Origin of the sequence: Burkholderia sp. Bp9143, from assembly GCF_003853645.1 — a bacterium.
Classification (GTDB): domain Bacteria; phylum Pseudomonadota; class Gammaproteobacteria; order Burkholderiales; family Burkholderiaceae; genus Burkholderia.
This window is the reverse complement of the sequence record NZ_QTPO01000002.1, coordinates 222,564-245,055: the sequence shown is the minus strand read 5'-3', so window position 1 is coordinate 245,055 and position 22,492 is coordinate 222,564. Positions and strand designations below refer to the sequence as shown.

18 protein-coding genes are annotated in these 22,492 nt (G+C 66.8%); 17 read left to right on the top strand and 1 reads right to left on the bottom strand.

The window, feature by feature from the left end:
• Positions 1-19: 19 nt before the first annotated feature.
• The 16 genes from rsmH to lpxC all read left to right on the top strand — a co-directional run bounded on the left by rsmH (position 20) and on the right by lpxC (position 18,726).
• Positions 20-961, top strand: coding sequence for a 16S rRNA (cytosine(1402)-N(4))-methyltransferase RsmH (rsmH, locus tag DIE23_RS02600; protein ID WP_124610661.1), 942 nt, complete (start codon positions 20-22; stop codon positions 959-961).
• A complete protein-coding gene (gene ftsL / locus DIE23_RS02595; protein ID WP_124610660.1) occupies positions 958-1,299 on the top strand; it encodes a cell division protein FtsL in 342 nt (113 codons plus the stop codon). Before rsmH ends, ftsL begins: the two co-directional genes overlap by 4 nt.
• Positions 1,296-3,143 (top strand): penicillin-binding protein 2, encoded by a 1,848-nt coding sequence (locus DIE23_RS02590; protein ID WP_124610659.1) that lies wholly within the window; start codon positions 1,296-1,298, stop codon positions 3,141-3,143. Before ftsL ends, DIE23_RS02590 begins: the two co-directional genes overlap by 4 nt.
• On the top strand, positions 3,140-4,678 hold the full coding sequence (locus DIE23_RS02585) for a UDP-N-acetylmuramoyl-L-alanyl-D-glutamate--2,6-diaminopimelate ligase (RefSeq protein ID WP_124610658.1): 1,539 nt from the start codon (positions 3,140-3,142) through the stop codon (positions 4,676-4,678). Before DIE23_RS02590 ends, DIE23_RS02585 begins: the two co-directional genes overlap by 4 nt.
• Positions 4,675-6,081 carry a UDP-N-acetylmuramoyl-tripeptide--D-alanyl-D-alanine ligase gene (gene murF, locus DIE23_RS02580; RefSeq protein ID WP_124610657.1) on the top strand — a complete coding sequence of 469 codons (1,407 nt, stop codon included), beginning with the start codon at positions 4,675-4,677 and terminating at the stop codon, positions 6,079-6,081. The genes DIE23_RS02585 and murF overlap by 4 nt, the downstream gene beginning before the upstream one ends.
• 16 nt (positions 6,082-6,097) lie before the next feature.
• Positions 6,098-7,267 carry a phospho-N-acetylmuramoyl-pentapeptide-transferase gene (mraY, locus tag DIE23_RS02575; RefSeq protein ID WP_006752439.1) on the top strand — a complete coding sequence of 390 codons (1,170 nt, stop codon included), beginning with the start codon at positions 6,098-6,100 and terminating at the stop codon, positions 7,265-7,267.
• Between the two features lie 28 nt (positions 7,268-7,295).
• Positions 7,296-8,804, top strand: a complete 1,509-nt coding sequence (murD, locus tag DIE23_RS02570) for a UDP-N-acetylmuramoyl-L-alanine--D-glutamate ligase (protein ID WP_124610656.1) — start codon at positions 7,296-7,298, stop codon at positions 8,802-8,804.
• Positions 8,801-10,084: a putative lipid II flippase FtsW gene (ftsW, locus tag DIE23_RS02565; RefSeq protein WP_124610655.1), complete on the top strand. Its 1,284-nt coding sequence runs from the start codon at positions 8,801-8,803 to the stop codon at positions 10,082-10,084. The genes murD and ftsW overlap by 4 nt, the downstream gene beginning before the upstream one ends.
• Entirely contained in the window at positions 10,081-11,184 is a 1,104-nt protein-coding gene (murG, locus tag DIE23_RS02560; protein ID WP_124610654.1) for an undecaprenyldiphospho-muramoylpentapeptide beta-N-acetylglucosaminyltransferase, read from the top strand. The genes ftsW and murG overlap by 4 nt, the downstream gene beginning before the upstream one ends.
• Positions 11,181-12,578 (top strand): UDP-N-acetylmuramate--L-alanine ligase, encoded by a 1,398-nt coding sequence (murC, locus tag DIE23_RS02555; protein WP_124610653.1) that lies wholly within the window; start codon positions 11,181-11,183, stop codon positions 12,576-12,578. Before murG ends, murC begins: the two co-directional genes overlap by 4 nt.
• 1 nt (position 12,579) lies before the next feature.
• Positions 12,580-13,521 (top strand): D-alanine--D-alanine ligase, encoded by a 942-nt coding sequence (locus tag DIE23_RS02550; RefSeq protein WP_040143319.1) that lies wholly within the window; start codon positions 12,580-12,582, stop codon positions 13,519-13,521.
• Positions 13,522-13,540: 19 nt separating this feature from the next.
• Positions 13,541-14,293, top strand: a complete 753-nt coding sequence (locus DIE23_RS02545) for a cell division protein FtsQ/DivIB (protein ID WP_124610652.1) — start codon at positions 13,541-13,543, stop codon at positions 14,291-14,293.
• A 26-nt stretch (positions 14,294-14,319) separates the two neighbouring features.
• Positions 14,320-15,552: a cell division protein FtsA gene (gene ftsA / locus DIE23_RS02540; protein WP_044844232.1), complete on the top strand. Its 1,233-nt coding sequence runs from the start codon at positions 14,320-14,322 to the stop codon at positions 15,550-15,552.
• A 111-nt stretch (positions 15,553-15,663) separates the two neighbouring features.
• Positions 15,664-16,860 carry a cell division protein FtsZ gene (ftsZ, locus tag DIE23_RS02530; RefSeq protein ID WP_011883181.1) on the top strand — a complete coding sequence of 399 codons (1,197 nt, stop codon included), beginning with the start codon at positions 15,664-15,666 and terminating at the stop codon, positions 16,858-16,860.
• 200 nt (positions 16,861-17,060) lie between these two features.
• Positions 17,061-17,567: a peroxiredoxin gene (locus tag DIE23_RS02525; protein ID WP_124610651.1), complete on the top strand. Its 507-nt coding sequence runs from the start codon at positions 17,061-17,063 to the stop codon at positions 17,565-17,567.
• Positions 17,568-17,808: 241 nt separating this feature from the next.
• On the top strand, positions 17,809-18,726 hold the full coding sequence (lpxC, locus tag DIE23_RS02520; RefSeq protein WP_059506998.1) for a UDP-3-O-acyl-N-acetylglucosamine deacetylase: 918 nt from the start codon (positions 17,809-17,811) through the stop codon (positions 18,724-18,726).
• A gap of 79 nt (positions 18,727-18,805) precedes the next feature.
• Here lpxC and DIE23_RS02515 read toward each other — a convergent pair whose 3' ends face one another.
• A complete protein-coding gene (locus DIE23_RS02515; RefSeq protein ID WP_124610650.1) occupies positions 18,806-19,285 on the bottom strand; it encodes a DUF721 domain-containing protein in 480 nt (159 codons plus the stop codon).
• 267 nt (positions 19,286-19,552) lie between these two features.
• Between DIE23_RS02515 and secA the strand changes: the two genes are divergently transcribed.
• Positions 19,553-22,351, top strand: a complete 2,799-nt coding sequence (secA, locus tag DIE23_RS02510; RefSeq protein WP_124610649.1) for a preprotein translocase subunit SecA — start codon at positions 19,553-19,555, stop codon at positions 22,349-22,351.
• Positions 22,352-22,492: the final 141 nt, after the last annotated feature.

The window sequence follows — 22,492 nt, the reverse complement described above, 5'->3', positions numbered from 1 at the left end:
GGTGACGGAGACGCCCGCGATGGGAAACGAATTGCAACATCGGACCGTGCTGTTGGACGAAGCGGTCGATTCGCTCGTGACGCGGCCGGACGGCATTTATGTCGACGGCACGTTCGGGCGCGGCGGTCATAGCCGCGCGGTGCTCGCGCGGCTGGCGCCGGCCGGCCGGCTGATCGCGTTCGACAAGGATCCGAGGGCGATCGAGACGGCGCAGCGCATCGAGGATGCGCGCTTCTCGATCGTGCATGACAGCTTTGCATCGATGCGCGACGCGCTTGCGGCGCGCGGCGTCGAGAAGGTGTCGGGTGTGTTGCTGGACCTGGGCGTGTCCTCGCCACAGGTGGACGATCCGGCGCGCGGCTTCAGCTTTCGCGCGGATGGCCCACTGGACATGCGAATGGATCCGACGCGTGGCGAGTCGGCGGCCGAGTGGCTCGCGCGGGCTTCGGTGCAGGAATTGACGGAGGTGATACGGGATTATGGGGAAGAACGGTTTGCTTTTCAGATTGCAAAGGCGCTTGTTGCTCGCCGGGCAGAGTCCGACCGTCTTGGGCCTCTCGACACCACGGGCGAGCTTGCCCAAATCGTGGGTAACGTCGTCAAAACCCGTGAGAAGGGCAAGGATCCGGCAACCCGCACCTTTCAGGCTATACGGATTCACGTCAATCAAGAGCTTGCGGACCTGCAAGTCGTACTAGACGCGGCACTGTCGTTGCTGGAGCAAGGGGGGCGGCTGGTGGTCATCAGCTTTCATTCACTCGAGGACCGGATCGTCAAACGATTCATGCAGGCGCACGCGAGTGCGCCTGCGGTCGATCGTCGCCTGCCGATCCGTGCCGTCGACCTCCCGAGCCCGCCGCTCAAGATAATCAGCCGTCAGTTTCCGAGCGAAGCGGAAGTCGCCGCGAATCCGCGCGCCCGGTCGGCTGTGATGCGCATCGCGGAGCGCGTCACGCCATGAGCCGCTTCAATATCTTCCTGCTGATCATCGTGATGGGCTGCGCGCTGTCGGTCGTCAACTCGACGAACCAGCAGCGCCAGATCTTCATCCAGCTGCAGCGCGCGCAGTCGCAGGAGCGTCAGCTCCAGCAGGACTACGCGCAGCTTCAATATCAGCAGAGCGCGCTATCGAAGACGTCGCGCATCGAGCAACTCGCGAACGACTCGCTGAAGATGCAGCCGATCACGACGGGCCGCACCCAATACCTGACGCTGCCACCGGGCGCCGTGAAGGCGATCGACGCGCCGATTCCCGCTTCGGCCGACACGGCCACCAAGGGCAGCGGAGGCGCGCGATGAAGCCGTCGCAAAAGCGCCAGGACGTGAAGTTCTCGTCGAGCCCCGTGCTCGGCGTGCATCTGCCGATGTGGCGCTCGAAACTCGTCGTGTTCCTGCTGTTCATGGCGTTCGTCGCGCTGGCCGCGCGGGCGTTCTGGATTCAGGGGCCCGGCAACGCGTTCTATCAGAAGCAGGGCGAAAGCCGCTATCAGCGCACGATCGAGCTGCCGGCCACGCGCGGCAAGATCCTCGACCGTAACGGGCTCGTGCTCGCGACGAGCCTGCCCGTGCGCGCGATCTGGGCGATTCCGGACGCCGTGCCGGACGATCTCGGCGCGGACAAGGTCAACCAGCTCGGCAAGCTCCTCGGCATGACGCAGAAGGAACTGCGCGTGAAGCTGTCGGAAGACAAGGGTTTTGTCTATGTGAAGCGCCAGGTGCCGATCGACATCGCGGACAAGGTCGCCGCGCTCGACATTCCCGGTATCTATCAGCGCAACGAATACAAGCGCTTCTATCCGGAAGGCGAGATCACCGCGCACCTGATCGGCTTCACGAACGTCGAGGACGAAGGGCAGGAGGGCGTCGAGCTCGGCGACCAGAAGATGCTGTCCGGCACGTCCGGCGTGCGCCGCGTGATCAAGGACCGGATGGGGCACATCGTCGAGGACGTCGCCGAACAAATCCCGCCGCACAACGGGACGGACGTCGGCCTGTCGATCGACAGCAAGATCCAGTACATCGCGTATGCGAACCTGAAGGCCGCCGTCGAGAAGTTCAAGGCGAAGGCTGGCGCGGCGATGGTCGTCGACGTGCGTACCGGCGAGGTGCTCGCGCTGGTCAACTATCCGACCTACAACCCGAACGACCGCTCGCGCATGACGGGCGAGCAGTTGCGCAACCGGATCATGACCGACGTGTTCGAGCCGGGCTCGATCATGAAGCCGTTCACGGTGTCGCTCGCGCTCGACCTGCACCGCGTGACGCCGAACACGCTCGTCGAGACCGGCAACGGGCATTTCGTGCTCGACGGCGCGCCGATCACCGACGACGCGGGGTTCGGCACGCTGACGGTCGGCGGCGTGATCCAGAAGTCGAGCAACATCGGCGCGACGAAGATCGCGATGACGATGCGGCCCGAGGAAATGTGGAATATGTATACGAGCATCGGCCTCGGCCAGGCGCCGAAGGTCGGGTTCCCGGGCGCGGTGGCCGGCCGCCTGCGTCCGTGGAAGAGCTGGCGTCGCATCGAGCAGGCGACGATGTCGTACGGCTATGGCCTGTCGGTGTCGCTGTTCCAGCTCGCGCGCGCATACACGGCGATCGCGCATGACGGCGAGCTGATGCCTGTGACCATTTTCAAGACCGACCCCAACCAGCCGGTCGTGGGTACGCAGGTGTTCAACCCGACCACCGCGCGCGAAGTGCGCGCGATGCTCGAGACCGTGGTCGCGCCGGGCGGCACGTCGCCCGACGCCGCCGTGCCGGGTTATCGCGTCGGCGGCAAGAGCGGCACCGCGTACAAGCACGAAGGCCACGGCTACACGCGCAAGTACCGCGCGTCGTTCGTCGGGATGGCACCGATGCCGAACCCGCGCATCGTCGTTGCGGTGTCGGTCGACGAACCGACTGCCGGCAGCCACTTCGGCGGCCAGGTGTCGGGCCCCGTATTCTCGGCGATCGCGGGCGATACGATGCGCGCGCTGAACGTGCCGCCGAACATGCCGATCAAGCAGCTCGTCGTGTCCGACGACGCGCCGGGCGCGCCCGCCAAGCCGGGCCCGCAAAAGCTCGCCGCGGGCGGCGGTGCGAAGCATATGATCGTATCCAGCACGACACGTAATTCACCAGGAGTTGTTCGATGAGCGCCGCTCGCAGTTCCCATCCGGCGCATCAGCAGATCGCGGCCGCGCTTGCGTGGCTGCGCCAGCACGTGGCCCCCGCGGCGCAACTGCATGCGGACACGCGCAGCCTGCAGGCTGGCGATGTGTTTCTTGGTTATGCGGTCGACGGGGCAGACAATCGCGCCTTCATTTCCGATGCCGTCGCCCGCGGCGCGGCCGCCGTGCTGTATCAGCCGGAAGGCCTCGTGGCCGCACCGGCCGTACCCGTCGCACTCGCGGTGCCGGCGCTCGATCAGCTGGCCGGCGAGATCGCCAGCGGCTGGTACGGCGACCCGAGCGACAGCCTGCTCGCCATCGGCGTGACCGGTACGAACGGCAAGACGTCGTGCACGCAATGGATCGCTGCCGCGCTGACGGCGCTGCACCAGCCGTGCGCGCTGATCGGCACGCTCGGCAGCGGCATGCTGGGGCGGCTGGTGCCGACCGGCTTCACGACGCCGGACGCGCCGCAACTGCAGCGCAGCCTCGCGCAACTGCACGACGCGGGCGCGAAGGCCGTCGCAATGGAAGTGTCGTCGCACGCGCTGCATCAGGGGCGCGTGAACGGCACGGCATTCGACATTGCCGTCTTCACGAACCTCACGCGGGATCACCTCGACTATCACGGCACGTTCGACGCGTACGAAGCCGCGAAGGTGAAGCTGTTCGCCTGGCGCGGCCTGCGCGCGGCGGTCGTCAATCGCGACGACGCAGCCGGCCGCCGCCTGCTCGAGAAGCTGGCCGGCCGTGTGCGCACGATCGCATACGGGATCGGCGACGCGCAGGCGCCCGACGCCGATCGCGAGCTGGTCGCGCTCGACGTGCGCGCGACCGCCACGGGCACGGCATTTCGCCTGCGCTCGTCGTGGGGCGATGCGGACGTCGAGGTCGGCACGCTCGGCGCGTTCAACGTCAGCAACCTGCTCGCGGTGCTCGGCTCGCTGCTCGCGGTCGACCTGCCGTTCGACGCGGCGGTCGCGGAGATCGCACGGCTCGAGTCCGTCAACGGCCGCATGCAGCGCCTTGGCGGCCGGCTGCAGAACGACGAACCGCTGGTCGTGATCGACTATGCGCACACGCCCGATGCGCTCGAAAAGACGCTCGACGCGCTGCGCCCGATCGCTGCGGCGCGCGGCGGCCGCCTCGTATGCATGTTCGGCTGCGGCGGCGATCGTGATGCGACGAAGCGCCCGCTGATGGGGGCGATCGCCGAGCGGCTTGCCGACGAAGTCGTCGTCACGAGCGACAACCCGCGCAGCGAAGATCCGCAGCGCATCATCGATCAAGTCATCGCGGGCATGACCGCGCCCGATTGCGCGCGCCGCATCGAGGATCGCGCGAGCGCGATCCTGCAGGCCGTGCGCGGAGCCGCCCGCGAGGATGTCGTCGTGCTGGCCGGCAAGGGGCACGAGGCAACGCAGGAAATCATGGGCAAGAAGCGCACGTTCTCGGATCAGGATCACGCCCGGCTCGCGCTCGCGGCACGCGCGACGCATGGCAAGGGAGGCGGCGAATGACGATGCTCAGTCTCGGCGAAGCCGCCCGCCTGATTCCTGGCGCCACCGTCCACGGCGATCCGGACGTCACGTTCGAGCGCGTGTCGACGGACAGCCGCACGGCCGGTCCGGGCGACCTGTTCGTCGCGCTGAAGGGCGAGCGCTTCGACGCGCACGACTTCCTCGGCGACGTGGCGGCGCGCGGCGTAGCCGCAGCGCTCGTCGCGCACGTGCCTGCGGGCCTCGCGATGCCGGTTGTCGAGGGCGGCGAAACGCGTGCCGCGCTCGTCGCACTTGCGCACGGCTGGCGCAAGCGCTTCGCGGTGCCGCTCGTCGCGGTCACGGGCAGCAACGGCAAGACGACCGTCAAGGAAATGATCGCGTCGATCCTTGCGGCGGCAGTCGGCGCCGACGCGCGGCTGGCGACGGCCGGCAACCTGAACAACGACATCGGCGTGCCGCTGACGCTGCTGCGCCTGTCGGGCGCGCATCGCGTCGCGGTGATCGAGCTCGGGATGAACCATCCGGGCGAGACCGAAATCCTCGCGCGCCTCGCGGCGCCGACCGTCGCGCTGGTCAACAACGCGCAGCGCGAGCACCAGGAATTCATGGCGACGGTCGAAGCCGTCGCGCTCGAACACGCGGCCGTGATCCACGCGCTGACGCCGGACGGCGTCGCGGTGTTTCCGGCCGACGATGCGTACGCCGGTATCTGGCGCGTCGCGGCGACCGGCAACCGGATTCTCGATTTCGCGCTGCACGACGCCGAACGGCAGGTCGAAGCGCAGGTCACGGGCCGTCTGAACGGCGGCGAGCTTGCGATCGACACACCGTCCGGCGCAGTGACGGTGCGGTTGCGCGCGCTCGGCGAGCACAACGCACGCAACGCATTGGCGGCAACGGCCGCGGCGCTCGCTGCCGGCATCGAGCTGGCCGCGATCAAGCAGGGCCTCGAATCGTTCGAGCCGGTCAAGGGCCGTTTGCAGGTTCGGCGGGCGGACGTCGGCAGCCTCGCGGGTGCGACGGTCGTCGACGACACCTACAACGCGAACCCCGATTCGATGCGTGCGGCGATCGACGTGCTGGCCGCACAACCGGCGCCGCGCGTGCTGGTGATCGGCGACATGGGCGAGGTCGGCGACGAAGGCCCGGCATTCCACCGGGAGATCGGTGCGTATGCGCGCGAGCGCGGCATCGATGCGCTGTTCGCGCTCGGCGATGCGTCGCGCGACGCGTGTACGGCGTACGGCGACACGGCGCGCCATTTCGGCGACGTCGGCGCGCTGGTAACGGCGCTGCTCGCGGCGGGTTATGGCGCGCGGGCGACGGTGCTCGTGAAGGGCTCGCGGTACATGAAGATGGAGCGCGTGGTCGACGCGCTGACGAACCAACCCGCGGCGGGCACGGTGCCCGCTGCACACTGAGTAGAAGGAAGGAAGCATGCTGCTGGCGCTGGCGCAATGGCTGCAAGGAGACGCAAGCTTTTTGCGCTTGTTCACGTACCTGACGTTCCGTGCGGTGATGGCTACCATCACCGCGCTCGGGATCGGGCTCGTGTGCGGACCGTGGGTGATCCGCAAGCTGACGCAAATGAAGGTCGGGCAGGCCGTGCGCAAGGACGGCCCGCAGAGCCATCTCGTCAAGTCCGGTACGCCGACGATGGGCGGCGTGCTGATCCTGATCGGCATCGCGGTCGCGACGCTGCTGTGGGGCGACCTGACGAACCGTTTCATCTGGATCGTGATGCTCGTCACGTTCGGCTTCGGCGTGATCGGTTGGGTCGATGACTACCGCAAGGTCGTCTACAAGGACCCGCGCGGGATGTCGTCGCGCGAAAAGTATTTCTGGCAGTCGGTGATCGGCCTGTTCGCGGCGGTCTACCTCGCATTCAGCGTGTCCGAGGCGAACAACGTGCGCGTGTTCGACCTGTTCATGGCGTGGGTGCGCAGCGGCCTGTCGATGGGGCTGCCCGCGCGGGCCGACCTGATGCTGCCGTTCCTGAAATCGATCAGCTACCCGCTGGGCGTCTGGGGCTTCATCGTGCTGACCTACTTCGTGATCGTCGGCGCGAGCAACGCGGTCAACCTGACCGACGGTCTCGACGGCCTCGTGATCATGCCGGTCGTGCTGGTCGGCGGCTCGCTCGGCGTGTTCGCGTACGTGATGGGCAGTTCGGTCTATTCGAAATACCTGCTGTTCCCGCACATCCCGGGCGCCGGTGAACTGCTGATCTTCTGTTCCGCGATGGGCGGGGCAGGGCTCGCGTTCCTCTGGTACAACACGCACCCCGCGCAGGTGTTCATGGGCGACGTCGGCGCGCTGGCGCTCGGCGGCGCGCTCGGCACGGTCGCGGTGATCGTGCGCCAGGAGATCGTGCTGTTCATCATGGGCGGCATCTTCGTCGCGGAAACGCTGTCGGTGATGCTGCAGGTGTCGTGGTTCAAGTACACGAAGAAGCGTTACGGCGAGGGGCGGCGCCTGCTGAAGATGGCGCCGCTGCATCACCATTTCGAATTGTCCGGCTGGAAGGAAACGCAGGTGGTGGTGCGTTTCTGGATTATCACGCTGATGCTGTGCCTGTTCGGTCTGTCCACCCTCAAATTGCGGTAAAGGAAAGGTAACAAGGATGTCTGGCGAGATGTTTGGAGATCGGCAGCGGCCGATGGTGCTCGTACTGGGGCTCGGTGAATCGGGTCTCGCGATCGCGCGGTGGTGCGCGAGGCACGGGTGCCGGCTGCGTATTGCCGATACCCGCGAGGCGCCGCCGAACCTTGCCGCGCTGCAGGCCGAAGGCATCGATGCGGAGTTCGTCGGCGGGCCGTTCACGCCCGCGCTGCTCGACGGTGGCGTCGAGATCGTCGGGCTGAGCCCCGGCCTGTCGCCGCTCGAACCGGCACTGGCGGCGCTGATCGCGACCGCGAACGAGCGCGCGATCGCTGTGTGGGGCGAACTGGAATTCTTCGCGCAGGCGCTGCGCGCGCTCGGCACGAGCGGCTATCAGCCGAAGGTGCTCGCGATCACCGGCACCAACGGCAAGACCACGACGACGAGCCTCACGGGCCTGCTGTGCCAGCGTTCGGGCAAGAGGGTCGCCGTCGCCGGCAACATCAGCCCGGCGATGCTCGACCGGCTCGCGGCCGCGATCGACGAGACGGCGCTGCCCGACGTCTGGGTGCTCGAACTGTCGAGCTTCCAGCTCGAGACGGCGCGCTCGTTCGCGCCCGACGCGGCGGCCGTTCTCAATATCACGCAGGATCACCTCGACTGGCACGGCAGCTTCGACGCGTATGCGGCGGCGAAGGGCCGGATCTTCGGCGCGACCACCACGCGCGTGCTCAACCGCGACGATGCGGCCGTGATGAAGTTCGCGCCGGCCGCTGGCGCGGCCGATGCGGCGCGCACGGTCACGTTCGGCCTGAATGAACCGGCGCAGGACGGCGACTACGGGCTGTCGCGCGACAACGGCATCGCGTGGCTGGTCGAGGCGGTCGACCGTGACGCCCCGGACGAGACGACGACCCGCCGGCGCAAGCGCGATGGCGCGCATACGCCCGACATCACGCAGAAGCGCCTGATGCCGGTCGACGCGCTGCGCATCCGTGGGCTGCACAACGCGGCGAACGCGCTGGCCGCGTTTGCGCTCGCACGTGCGATCGACCTGCCGGCCGCGCCGCTGCTGCACGCGCTGCGCGAATATCGCGGCGAAGCGCATCGCGTCGAAGTGATCGCGACGATTGACGACGTGGACTACGTCGACGACAGCAAGGGAACGAACGTCGGCGCGACGGTGGCCGCGCTCGACGGGCTTGCGCAGAAGATCGTGCTGATCGCCGGCGGCGACGGCAAGGGTCAGGATTTCGCGCCGCTGGTCGCGCCGGTCGCGCGCTGGTGCCGCGCGGTGATGCTGATCGGCCGCGACGCGCCGGCGATTCGCGACACGCTCGCCGAAACCGGCGTGCCGCTCGCCGACCACACGACGCTCGAAGGCGCGGTGCGTGCCGCCGCCGAGCTCGCCGAGCCGGGCGATGCAGTGCTGCTGTCGCCCGCGTGCGCGAGCCTCGACATGTTCAGGAACTACGCCCATCGCGCGGATGTGTTCCGCGCGGCGGTGGATGAAGTCGCCATCGATAAAGGAGCGACGCCATGAGCTGGTCCGATCGCCTCGTCTCCCGTTTCAACGACCGGCGCGACACCGGCGGCAACGCCGCCGGCGGCCGCGTCGCGTCCGCCACGCGCGCCGCGACCGGCGGCCTCGCGAGCGTCGTCAACGGGGTGCGGCCGAGCCGCTCGCGGATGCTCGACTTCGACTACTCGCTGCTGTGGGTCGCCATCGCGCTGCTCGGACTCGGCGTCGTGATGGTGTATTCGGCATCGATCGCGATGCCCGATTCGCCTAAATACGCGTCGTATCACGATTACGCGTTTCTGATGCGCCACTGTGTATCGCTCGTCGTTGCGTTCATCGCGGCGGTGATCGCGTTCCGGGTGCCTGTATCTATCTGGGACAAATACGCGCCGCATCTCTTTCTGATCGCGCTGGTCGGCCTCGTGATCGTGCTGATCCCGCACGTCGGCAAGGGCGTGAACGGCGCGCGCCGCTGGATTCCGCTCGGCATCACGAACATGCAGCCGTCGGAAATCATGAAGCTCGCGGTGACGATCTACGCGGCGAACTACACGGTGCGCAAGCAGGAGTACATGCAGAGCTTCGCGAAGGGCTTCCTGCCGATGGCGTTCGCGGTCGGTCTCGTCGGCGCGCTGCTGCTGCTCGAGCCGGACATGGGCGCGTTCATGGTGGTCGCCGCGATCGCGATGGGCGTGCTGTTCCTCGGCGGCGTGAACGGCAAGCTGTTCGGCGGTCTGGTCGCGACGGCGGTCGGCACCTTCACGATGCTCGTATGGCTGTCGCCGTGGCGTCGCGAGCGGATCTTCGCGTATCTCGATCCGTGGGACGAACGCTATGCGCAGGGCAAGGCATACCAGCTCACGCACTCGCTGATCGCGTTCGGCCGCGGCGAATGGTTCGGCGTCGGTCTCGGCGGCAGCGTCGAGAAGCTGAACTACCTGCCCGAAGCGCATACCGACTTCATCCTCGCCGTGATCGGCGAGGAACTCGGCTTCGTCGGCGTGCTGGTCGTGATCCTGCTGTTCTACTGGATCGTGCGCCGCGCGTTCGAGATCGGTCGCCAGGCGCTCGCGCTCGACCGTACGTTCGCGGGTCTGATGGCGAAGGGCATCGGTATCTGGTTCGGCGCGCAGACGTTCATCAACATGGGCGTGAACCTCGGCCTGCTGCCGACCAAGGGCCTGACGCTGCCGCTCGTGAGCTACGGCGGCTCGGGCATCCTGCTGAATTGTGTCGCGCTCGCGGTGCTGCTGCGGGTCGACTATGAAAATCGCGTATTGATGCGCGGAGGAAAGGTATGACCGCGTCGCGACGCACGCTGATGGTGATGGCAGGCGGCACCGGGGGCCACGTGTTCCCGGGGCTCGCGGTCGCGCACCGGATGGAAGCGGCGGGCTGGCGCGTCGTATGGCTCGGCAATCCGGCCGGGATGGAAGCGACGCTCGTGCCGAAGCACGGCATTCCGATGGAATACGTGCGCTTCGGCGGACTGCGCGGCAAGGGCCTGAAGACCAAGCTGACGCTGCCGTTCAACCTGCTGCGGGCTTGCTGGCAAAGCCTCGGCGCGCTGCGCCGCGTGCGGCCGGACGTCGTGCTCGGGATGGGCGGCTACATCACGTTCCCGGCGGGCGTGATGACCGCGCTGTCGGGCCGTCCGCTCGTGCTGCACGAACAGAATTCGATCGCCGGTCTCGCGAACAAGGTGCTCGCGAAGTTCGCGAAGCGCGTGCTCGTCGCGTTCCCCGGTGCGTTGCCGCACGCGGAATGGACCGGCAACCCGATTCGCGCGGAACTTGCGCGCACGGAAACGCCCAAAGCACGCTATGCATCGCGCAGCGGCCCGCTGAACGTGCTGGTCGTCGGCGGCAGTCTCGGCGCCGCCGCGCTGAACGAAGTCGTGCCGCGCGCGCTGGCGCTGCTGGCGCCGGGCGAGCGCCCGCGCGTCGTGCACCAGGCCGGCGCGAAGCACATCGACGCGCTGAAGGCGAATTACGAAGCGGCCGGTTTCGCGGGCGACGACGACGTACGGCTCGTGCCGTTCATCGACGACATGGCGACCGCGTACGCAGCGGCGGATCTCGTGATCTGCCGCTCCGGCGCGATGACGGTGTCGGAGATCGCGGCGGTGGGCGTGGCAGCGCTGTTCGTGCCGTTCCCGTACGCAGTCGACGATCACCAGACGACCAACGCCGCGTTCCTCGCCGATGCGGGCGCGGCGGTGCTGGTGCAACAACGCGACCTGTCGGCGGATCTGCTTGCCGACTGGCTGCACGGCCAGTCGCGGGCATCGCTCGCGGACATGGCGGAGCGTTCGCGAGCGCTGGCGAAGCCCGAGGCCACCGACGAAGTCGCGCGTGTCTGCGCGAAGGTGGCCGGCGCGAACCTGGAACAACTGCAATGAAACACATCGTCAAACATATTCATTTCGTCGGGATCGGCGGCGCGGGCATGAGCGGCATCGCCGAGGTGCTCGTCAACCTCGGCTACGAGGTCAGCGGCTCCGACTTGTCGCGCAACGCGGTGACCGACCGTCTCGAGGCGCTCGGCGCGCGGATCGCGATCGGCCACGACGCGGCGAACATCGAGGGTGCGAACGCGGTCGTCGTGTCGACGGCCGTGCGCTCGGACAACCCCGAAGTGCTGGCCGCGCGCCACCAGCGCGTGCCGATCGTGCAGCGCGCGGTGATGCTCGCGGAACTCATGCGCCTGAAGCAGGGGATCGCGATTGCCGGCACGCACGGCAAGACCACGACGACGAGCCTCGTCGCGAGCGTGCTCGCGGCGGGCGGCCTCGATCCGACCTTCGTGATCGGCGGCCGGCTGATCAGCGCCGGCGCGAACGCGCGGCTCGGCACGGGCGATTTCATCGTCGCCGAGGCCGACGAGTCGGACGCGTCGTTCCTGAACCTGTATCCGGTGATCGAAGTCATCACGAACATCGATGCCGATCACATGGATACCTACGGCCACGATTTCGCGCGGCTCAAGCAGGCGTTCATCGAATTCACTCAGCGCCTGCCGTTTTACGGCAGCGCGGTGGTGTGCGTCGACGATCCGAACGTGCGGCAGATCATCCCGTTCATCTCGAAGCCGGTCGTGCGCTACGGGCTGTCGCCGGACGCGCAGGTGCGCGCGGAAGACATCGACGCACGCGACGGCCGCATGCACTTCACGGTGATCCGCGAAGGTCGTGCGCCGCTGGCGGTGGTGCTGAACCTGCCGGGCCTGCACAACGTGCAGAACGCGCTCGCGGCGATCGCGATCGCGACCGATCTCGGCGTGGCGGACGACGCGATCCAGCTGGCGCTGGCGGAATTCAACGGCGTCGGCCGGCGCTTCCAGCGCTACGGCGAGGTGCCGAGCGCGGACGGCGGCCAGTACACGCTGATCGACGATTACGGCCACCACCCGGTCGAGATGGCCGCGACGATCGCGGCCGCGCGCGGTGCGTTCCCGGGCCGCCGCCTCGTGCTGGCGTTCCAGCCGCATCGCTACACGCGCACGCGCGACTGCTTCGACGACTTCGTCAACGTGCTGTCGACGGTCGACGCGCTGGTGCTGACGGAAGTCTATGCCGCGGGCGAGGCGGCGATCGCGACGGCCAACGGCGACGCGCTGTCGCGTGCGCTGCGCGCGGTGGGGAAGGTTGACCCGGTGTTCGTCGCGACGGTCGACGACGTGCCGGACGCACTGGCCAAGGTCGCGCTGAACGGCGACGTGGTGATCACGATGGGCGCGGGTTCGATCGGCGGCGTGCCGGCGAAGCTCGTGCAACACACACAACAGAAGGCATGACATGAGCGGGATCGATCCGAAACGTTTCGGCAAGGTGGCGGTGTTGTTCGGCGGCGAATCCGCCGAGCGCGAGGTGTCGCTCACCTCGGGCCGTCTCGTGCTGCAGGGCCTGCGCGATGCGGGCGTCGACGCGCATCCGTTCGACCCGGCCGAGCGGCCGCTATCGGCGCTGAAGGACGAAGGCTTCGTGCGCGCGTTCAACGCGCTGCACGGCGGCTACGGCGAGAACGGCCAGATCCAGGGCGCGCTCGATTTCTACGGAATCCGCTACACGGGCAGCGGCGTGCTCGGCTCGGCGCTCGGTCTCGACAAGTTCCGCACGAAGCTCGTGTGGCAGCAGACGGGCGTGCCGACGCCGCCGTTCGAGACGGTGATGCGCGGCGACGATTACGCGGCGCGCGCGACGGACATCGTCGCGAAGCTCGGCCTGCCGCTGTTCGTGAAACCGGCGAGCGAAGGCTCGAGCGTCGCGGTGCTGAAGGTGAAGACGGCCGACGCGTTGCCCGCCGCACTGTCGGAAGCCGCGACGCACGACAAGATCGTGATCGTCGAGAAGAGCATCGAAGGCGGCGGCGAATACACCGCGTGCATCGCCGGCGATCTCGACCTGCCGCTGATCAAGATCGTGCCGGCCGGCGAGTTCTACGACTACCACGCGAAGTATGTTGCCGACGATACGCAGTACCTGATTCCGTGCGGGCTGCCCGCCGAACAGGAAGCTGAACTGAAGCGCATCGCGCGCCGCGCGTTCGACGTGCTCGGCTGCACCGACTGGGGCCGGGCGGACTTCATGCTCGACGCCGCCGGCAACGCGTATTTCCTGGAAGTGAACACGGCCCCCGGGATGACCGACCACTCGCTGCCGCCGAAGGCCGCGCGGTCGATCGGCATCAGCTATTCGGAGCTGGTCGTGAAGGTGCTGTCGCTTACGCTCAACGACTGACGCAGGAACGGAACGACGTATGTGGAACAACGTTCGCCAACTCAACCTTGCCGCCAGCGCGCTGTACGCGCTGCTGCTGCTCGTGTTGGCGGCGGCCGGTTGCTACTGGCTGATCCAGCGTCCGACGTTCGCGTTGCGCGAAATCCGGATCGACGGCGACACCGAGCACATCAACACGCCGACGGTGCGTGCGGGCGTGGTCGGCCGGCTGAAGGGCAATTTCTTCACGGTCGATCTCGACACGGCGCGTGCCGCGTTCGAGCAGATGCCGTGGGTGCGCCACGCGAGCGTGCGCCGGGTCTGGCCGAATGCGCTGGCTGTCACGCTCGAGGAGTACAAACCGCTCGGGACCTGGGGCAGCGCGCAGCTCGTGAGCGTCGACGGCGAGCTGTTCACCGCGAACCAGGGCGAACTGGATCAGGAACTGCCCGCGTTCGACGGCCCGGAGGGCAGTGCGAAGGAAGTCGTCACGCGGTATCGCGACTTCGCGAACTGGTTTGCGCCGCTGAAGGCGGCGCCGGAAGAAGTGACGCTGTCGGCGCGCTACGCGTGGACGGTGAAGCTGTCGAACGGCATGCAGGTCGAACTGGGCAAGGAGCGTACCAGCGAGACCCTGCATGACCGGAGCCAGCGCCTCGTCGCCGCGTGGCCGGCCGTCACGGAGCGTTGGGGCAACGACATCGAGTACGCGGACCTGCGTTATCCGAACGGATTCGCGATTCGTGCGGCAGGCATGCGGTTCCTGACCGATACCGACAAGCGCAAGAAGTAACGAGAGATCACACGCAAGAGCACTTTATGAGCAAAGACTACAAGGATCTGCTGGTTTCCCTCGACATCGGCACGTCGAAGGTGGTGGCCATCGTCGCCGAGCTGAAGGGCGAGGGCCATTACGAGGTGATCGGCCTCGGCCAGAGCGAATCGAAGGGTCTGAAGAAGGGCGTGGTGGTCAACATCGAGGCCACCGTGCAGTCGATTCAGCGCGCGCTCGAGGAAGCCGAGCTGATGGCCGACTGCAAGATCACCAACGTGTTCACGGGGATTGCCGGCAGCCACATCCGCAGCTTCAACTCGAGCGGGATGGTCGCGATCAAGGACAAGGAAGTCACGCAGACCGACGTCGCGCGCGTGATCGAGACCGCGAAGGCGATCAACATCCCGACCGACCAGCAGGTGCTGCACATCCTCACGCAGGAATTCATCATCGACGGCCAGGAAGACGTGCGCGAGCCGATCGGGATGAGCGGCATCCGCCTCGAGGTGAAGGTGCACATCGTGACGGGCGCGGTCAGTGCCGCGCAGAACATCGTCAAGTGCGTGCGCCGCTGCGGGCTGGAAGTGAACGACCTGATCCTGCAGCCGCTCGCGTCGTCGCTGGCCGTGCTGACGGAAGACGAGAAGGATCTCGGCGTGGTGCTGGTCGACGTCGGCGGCGGCACGACCGACATCGCGATCTTCGCCGAAGGCGCGATCCGCCATACCGCGGTGATTCCGATCGCCGGCGACCAAATCACGAGCGACATCGCGATGGCGCTGCGCACGCCGACGCCGGATGCGGAAGACATCAAGGTCGGCTACGGGATCGCGAAGCAGGCGCTCGCCGATCCGGACGAGATGGTCGAAGTGCCGGGCCTCGGCGAACGCGGCCCGCGCACGCTGTCGCGCCAGGCGCTTGCCGCCGTGATCGAGCCGCGCGTCGAGGAACTGTTCTCGCTCGTGCAGCAGGTCGTGCGCGAGTCGGGTTACGAAGAACTGCTGAGCTCCGGCGTGGTCATTACCGGCGGGGCTTCGATGATGCCGGGCATGGTCGAGCTCGGCGAAGACATTTTCCTGAAACCGGTGCGCATCGGCGCGCCGGAATACGCGGGCGGCCTCGCCGACGTCGTGCGCAATCCGCGCTACTCGACGGCGATGGGCCTGCTCGTCGAAGGCAGTGCCCAGCGCATGCGCGGCCGCAAGGTCGCCGTGCAGTCCGGCAACGCGGGGCAGATCTTCTCGCGGATGAAGGAATGGTTCCTGAGCAACTTCTGACGAACCGAATCGAAATTCGCGCCGGTGCCGGCGGCTGGCGCGCGACAGGGGGTTGCCCGATCTCCTGCCGAATAACGGCCGAGTAGGTTTATTTTCTTGACGGAGGCAACAATGGAATTCGAAATGCTGGAAACCGAAACCAACGGCACCATCATCAAGGTGGTCGGCGTTGGCGGCGCTGGCGGCAATGCCGTTCAGCACATGATCAACCGTGGCGTGCAGGGCGTCGACTTCATCGTGATGAACACCGACGCACAGGCGCTGTCGCGTGCGCGCGCACCGTCCGTGATTCAGCTCGGCAACACCGGCCTCGGCGCCGGCGCGAAGCCGGAAATGGGCAAGGCGGCGGCGGAAGAGGCGCGTGAGCGCATCGCCGACGCACTGCGTGGCGCGCACATGGTGTTCATCACGGCCGGCATGGGTGGCGGCACGGGTACGGGCGCGGCGCCGGTGGTCGCGCAGATCGCGAAGGAGATGGGCATCCTGACGGTTGGTGTCGTCAGCAAGCCGTTCGAATTCGAAGGCGGCAAGCGGATGCGCGTCGCGGAAGCAGGCTCGCAGCAACTGGAGGATCACGTCGACTCGCTGATCGTCGTCCTGAACGACAAGCTGTTCGACGTGATGGGCGATGACGCCGAGATGGACAAGTGCTTCCAGTGCGCGGACGACGTGTTGAACAACGCGGTTGCAGGCATTGCTGAAATCATCAATGTCGATGGCCTCGTGAACGTCGACTTCGAAGACGTGAAGACGGTGATGGGCGAGCAGGGCAAGGCGATGATGGGCACGGCGACGGTCGCCGGCGTCGATCGCGCACGCCTCGCGGCGGAACAGGCCGTGGCGAGCCCGCTGCTCGAAGGCGTCGATCTGTCGGGCGCGCGCGGCGTGCTGGTCAACATCACGTCGAGCCGTTCGCTGCGCCTGTCGGAAACGCGCGAAGTGATGAACACGATCAAGAGCTACGCGGCGGAAGATGCCACGGTGATCTTCGGTGCGGTGTACGACGACGCAATGGGCGATGCGCTGCGCGTGACGGTCGTGGCGACGGGTCTGGGCCGTGCGGCGAAGAAGCAGCAATCGGCTCCGATGACGCTGCTGCGCACGGGTACCGACAACCAGCCGGTCAGCGCGGTCTCGCACGGCTATGCGCAGCCGCAACACGTCAGCACGGCCGACTACGGCGCGCTCGATACGCCGGCGGTGTGGCGCAACTCGCGCGAAACCGCGGCATCGCACGTGCAGGCGCTGCAGGAGAAGGGTGTCGACACGTACGACATCCCGGCTTTCCTGCGCAAGCAGGCTGACTGACGACGCACACACAGGCGAAGCCGCGGCGCAATCGCTGAGATTGCCGCGGTAACGCCGGCGTGACGGATGCTACGGACCACGACAGGCCGCGTCGGATGCGACGCCGGGCCGGGAAACGTGCCCTCTTCGCTCGAGCGAGGCGGGATGGACCGTGCTGTCCGCAACACGCCGAAAAACCGTATCGCTATGAGGGACCAGCCATGATTCAAGTGGGCGACGCGCTGCCCGACGCGCAACTGTTCGAGTTCATCGACGACGCGCGCGAAGGCTGCTCGCTGGGGCCGAATGCCTACAGCGTGCGCGACCAGGTTGCGGGAAAGCGGGTGGTGATCTTCGGATTGCCGGGCGCGTTCACGCCGACCTGCTCGGCGCAGCATGTGCCGGGCTATGTCGAGCACGCCGAGCAACTGCGCTCGGCGGGCATAGACGAGCTCTGGTGCGTGTCCGTCAACGACGCATTCGTGATGGGCGCATGGGGACGTGATCTGCACACCGCGGGCAAGGTGCGCATGATGGCGGACGGCAGCGCTGCTTTCACTCATGCGCTGGGGCTGACGCAGGATTTGTCCGCGCGTGGCATGGGAATCCGTTCCCTGCGCTACGCGATGGTGGTCGACGACGGTGTGGTCAAGACGCTGGCCGTCGAAGCGCCGGGCAAGTTCGAAGTGAGCGATGCGGCGAGTGTGCTCGCGACGTTGACGTCCTGATCGTGCGGTGCGCCGTTGCCTGCCGGCAACGCTGCTCACCGGGCCTCAGGGCAGTTGTAACACGGGCCGATGACCGGAAACGCCTCCGTTCCGGGCATCGGCCCGTCCCGTATCGGCGCGGGTAAACAGTCGAAACAGTTTGATACGCAGTTTCAAACAGCGTTGAATAGGGAATTACGCTATAATCCCACCTATCGAATATAACTCCTGATTGATATTCTCAATCAAGATGAAGAACACCATGCTGAAGCAGCGCACCATCAAATCGATCGTGAAGACCGTGGGCATCGGTCTCCACTCGGGCCGCAAGGTCGAACTGACGCTCCGCCCGGCCGCGCCGGGCACAGGGATCGTTTTCTCGCGCGTCGACCTGCCCACGCCCGTCGACATTCCGGCATCCGCGATGTCGATCGGCGACACGCGGCTCGCGTCGGTGCTGCAGAAGGATGGTGCGCGCGTTTCGACCGTCGAGCACCTGATGTCGGCGTGTGCTGGCCTCGGCATCGACAACCTCTATGTCGACGTGACGGCCGAGGAAATCCCGATCATGGACGGCAGCGCCGCGTCCTTCGTGTTCCTGATCCAGTCCGCGGGCATCGAGGAGCAGAACGCGCCGAAGCGCTTCATCAAGGTGAAGAAGCCGGTCGAAATCCGCGACGGCGACAAATTCGCGCGTCTTGATCCGTATTTCGGCTTCAAGCTGAAGTTCACGATCGACTTCCGTCACCCGGCCGTCGACAAGACCGGCCAGGAACTCGAGGTCGACTTCGCGAACACGTCGTACGTGCGCGAGATCGCGCGGGCACGTACGTTCGGTTTTGCCCACGAAGTCGAAATGATGCGCGAGCTGGGTCTCGCACGCGGCGGCAGCATGGACAACGCGATCGTGCTCGACGAATACCGGATTCTGAACAACGACGGGCTGCGCTACGACGATGAGTTCGTGAAGCACAAGATGCTTGACGCGATCGGCGACCTGTACGTGGTCGGCCATCCGCTGCTGGCGTCGTACACCGCGTACAAGTCGGGGCACGGGCTGAACAACGCGCTGCTGCGCGAGCTGCTCGCGCACGAAGATGCGTACGAGATCGTCACGTTCGACGATCCGCAAGCCGCACCGAGCGGCTTCGCTTTCGACACGCAGACGGCCTTCGCCTGATCGGCGTCGGGCTCCCTGCAACAAAAAAGCGACCTTCGGGTCGCTTTTTTGTTGGGCGGCCGCGGCCGGCGGCGCGCATTCAGCGCGACGACTTTGCGCCGTGCCGCGCGGCCATCCGCGCGAGCGCGGCCTGCAGCGGCGACGGCTCGAGGTGATCGGCGAGCTCGCGCAGCGCGGTGGCGCCGACGGTCGTCATGCGCGCCTGCTTCACGTGTGGCGGTTCCGGCGCGTCCTTCGGCCGCACGCGCACGCGCAACGCCGAGACCGGCCAGCCGCGCTTCTGGAGATCGGCGAGCAGGCGCGGCTCGACCTGCCGCAGCCGGGCGGCAAGCGCATTGTGCGCGGCAAAGAGGGTCAGGGTGCCGTCCTTGATGGAGCCCGGTTCGACATGATTCGCAAGATAGTCGGGCAGGAGCGCGGCGAGGTCGCGCTGCAGCGACGCGACCTGTTCGACGCCGGCGCGCAGCGCCGCGAACGCGTCGGTGCGGTTGAGCACTTCGGACACGGGTTGCGGGCGGTACGCGGGGAGCGGGCCGAAACGCTTGGAAAATCGGTTCATCGAGGCATTCTTCGGGCGCGCACGTGCGCGGACGTTGACGCCGATTGTACCCGCGCCGGCACGCGCACGTGCGGCTTTCGGGCCGTGCGCCCGGTTGCCGGCGCGGTCCCGGCGCACGGCGCGAGTCCGGCCGGGACACGGGCGCATGCTTTCCCGCGTGCTAAAATTCCTCGTTTGATTCCACTAATTCGCTAAGCCGCCGAGGCTCGGGCGTCGGGGCGCGCAACACGCGCCGGGCGCCGGTGCTGCGACGCAGGATCCGATCCGATGACAACCGGTTTTCTCCAGAAAATTTTTGGCAGCCGCAACCAGCGGCTCGTCAAGCAATACCAAAAGACCGTCGCGACGATCAATGCGCTCGAAACGCAGATCGAGAAGCTGACGGACGACCAGTTGCGCGGCAAGACGGATGAGTTCCGTCAGCGGATCGCAGGCGGCGAGTCGCTCGACAAGCTGCTGCCCGAGGCGTTCGCGGTCTGCCGGGAGGCGAGCCGCCGCGTGCTGAAGATGCGCCACTTCGACGTGCAGTTGATCGGTGGCATGGTGCTCCACTACGGCAAGATCGCGGAAATGCGCACCGGCGAGGGCAAGACGCTCGTCGCGACGCTGCCGGTGTACTTGAATGCGTTGGCCGGTCGCGGCGTGCACGTCGTGACGGTCAACGACTACCTCGCGCAGCGCGACGCCGAATGGATGGCGCGCCTCTATAACTTCCTCGGTCTGTCGGTTGGCATCAACCTGTCCGGCATGGAGCACGACCAGAAGCAGCAAGCCTACGCGTCCGACATCACCTACGGCACGAACAACGAGTTCGGCTTCGACTACCTGCGCGACAACATGGTCTACGAGACCGACGCGCGCGTGCAGCGGGCCCTGAACTTCGCGGTCGTTGACGAAGTGGACTCGATCCTGATCGATGAGGCGCGTACGCCGCTGATCATCTCGGGCCAGGCGGAAGATCACACCGAACTGTACGTGCGGATGAATGCGCTGCCGCCGCTGCTCGAGCGCCAGATCGGCGAGGAGAAGGCCGACGGCACGGGCGTCGAGAAGCCGGGCGACTACACGCTCGACGAGAAGTCGCGCCAGGTGTTCCTGACGGAGTCGGGCCACGAGAAGGCCGAGCGGCTGCTGGCCGAGTGGGGCCTGATCGGCGAGGGCGAGAGCCTGTACGCGCCGCAGAACATCACGCTGATGCACCACGTGTACGCGGCGCTGCGCGCACACACGCTGTTCTACAAGGACCAGCACTACGTCGTGCAGAACGGCGAAGTCGTGATCGTCGACGAATTCACGGGACGCCTGATGGCGGGCCGCCGATGGTCCGACGGCCTGCACCAGGCGGTCGAGGCGAAGGAGCACGTGAAGATCCAGAGCGAGAACCAGACGCTCGCATCGATCACGTTCCAGAACTACTTCCGGATGTACGCGAAGCTGGCGGGCATGACGGGTACGGCCGACACCGAAGCGTACGAATTCAACGAGATCTATGGCCTCGAGACGGTCGTGATCCCGACCAACCGTCCGCCGAAGCGGATCGACAAGCAGGACCAGATCTACAAGACGGCCAAGGAGCGCTACGACGCGGTGATCCGCGACATCCGCGAGTGCTACGAGCGCGGCCAGCCGGTGCTGGTCGGCACGACGTCGATCGAGAACTCGGAACTGCTGTCGCACCTGCTGAAGCAGGCCGGGCTGCCGCACGAAGTGCTGAACGCGAAGCAGCACGAGCGTGAAGCGGCGATCGTCGCGGAAGCCGGCCGTCCGAACCGCATCACGATCGCGACCAACATGGCCGGTCGCGGTACCGACATCGTGCTCGGCGGCAACGCCGAGAAGCAGGCCGCGTTCATCGAAGCAGACGACGCGATCCCGGCTGACGAAAAAGCGCGCCGCATCAAGCAACTGCACGACGAGTGGGAAACGCTGCACGAACAGGTGAAGGCCGCGGGCGGCCTGCACATCATCGGCACCGAGCGCCACGAATCGCGCCGGATCGACAACCAGCTGCGCGGCCGTGCGGGCCGCCAGGGTGACCCGGGCTCGTCGCGCTTCTACCTGTCACTCGACGATCCGCTGCTGCGCATCTTCGCGGGCGACCGCGTGCGCTCGATCATGGATCGCCTGAAGATGCCGGAAGGCGAGGCGATCGAGGCCGGCATCGTCACGCGTTCGATCGAATCCGCGCAGCGCAAGGTCGAAGCGCGCAACTTCGACATCCGCAAGCAGCTGCTCGAATACGACGACGTGTCGAACGACCAGCGGAAGGTGATCTACCAGCAGCGCAATGAACTGCTCGAAGCGCACGACATCACCGAGACGATCTCGGCGATGCGTCACGGCGTGATCACCGAAGTCGTCCGCCAGTTCGTGCCGGACGGCAGCATCGAGGAACAGTGGGACGTGCCCGAACTGGAGGAAGCGCTGCGCAACGACTGGCAGCTCGACCTCGCGATCCAGGAAATGGTGAACGAGTCGTCGTCGATCACGGCCGAGGAGATTCTCGAAGCCGTGACGACCGCCGCCGACGAGCAGTACGAGGCGAAAGTCGCGCTGGTCGGCCGCGAATCGTTCAGCGCGTTCGAGCGTTCGGTGATGCTGCAGACGGTCGACCGCCTGTGGCGCGAGCACCTCGCGGCGCTTGACCACCTGCGCCAGGGCATCCACCTGCGCGGCTATGCGCAGAAGAACCCGAAGCAGGAATACAAGCGCGAAGCGTTCGAGCTGTTCGCCGCGATGCTCGAGGCGATCAAGCAGGAAGTCACGCGCATCGTGATGAACGTGCAGATCCAGTCGCCCGAGCAACTCGAGGAAGCCGCCGAGCAGATCGAGGAGCGCGGCGGTCATCTCGAGAACGTCGAGTACCAGCACGCCGACTACGCGGAATCCGGCGCGCCGGTCGCGAACGTCGCGGCCGCCACCGCGGCCACGGCGACGGCCGAGATGGTCGGCAGCGCGATGACCCACAGTGGCCCCGGCGGCGAGATGCCGAAGGTCGGCCGCAACGACCCGTGCCCGTGCGGCAGCGGCAAGAAGTACAAGCAATGTCACGGGAAGCTGTCATGATCGGCGGCGGCGCGCGTCCGCGTGCCGCTTCGTTCGCAGCTTCGAGTCAGTGATGTGAGTTGCGGCGGCCCGCTCATGCGGCCGCCGGTTCTTCCAATCGATGCCGGCGCGTGCCGGCATTTTCCATCCGGCAGGTGTGCC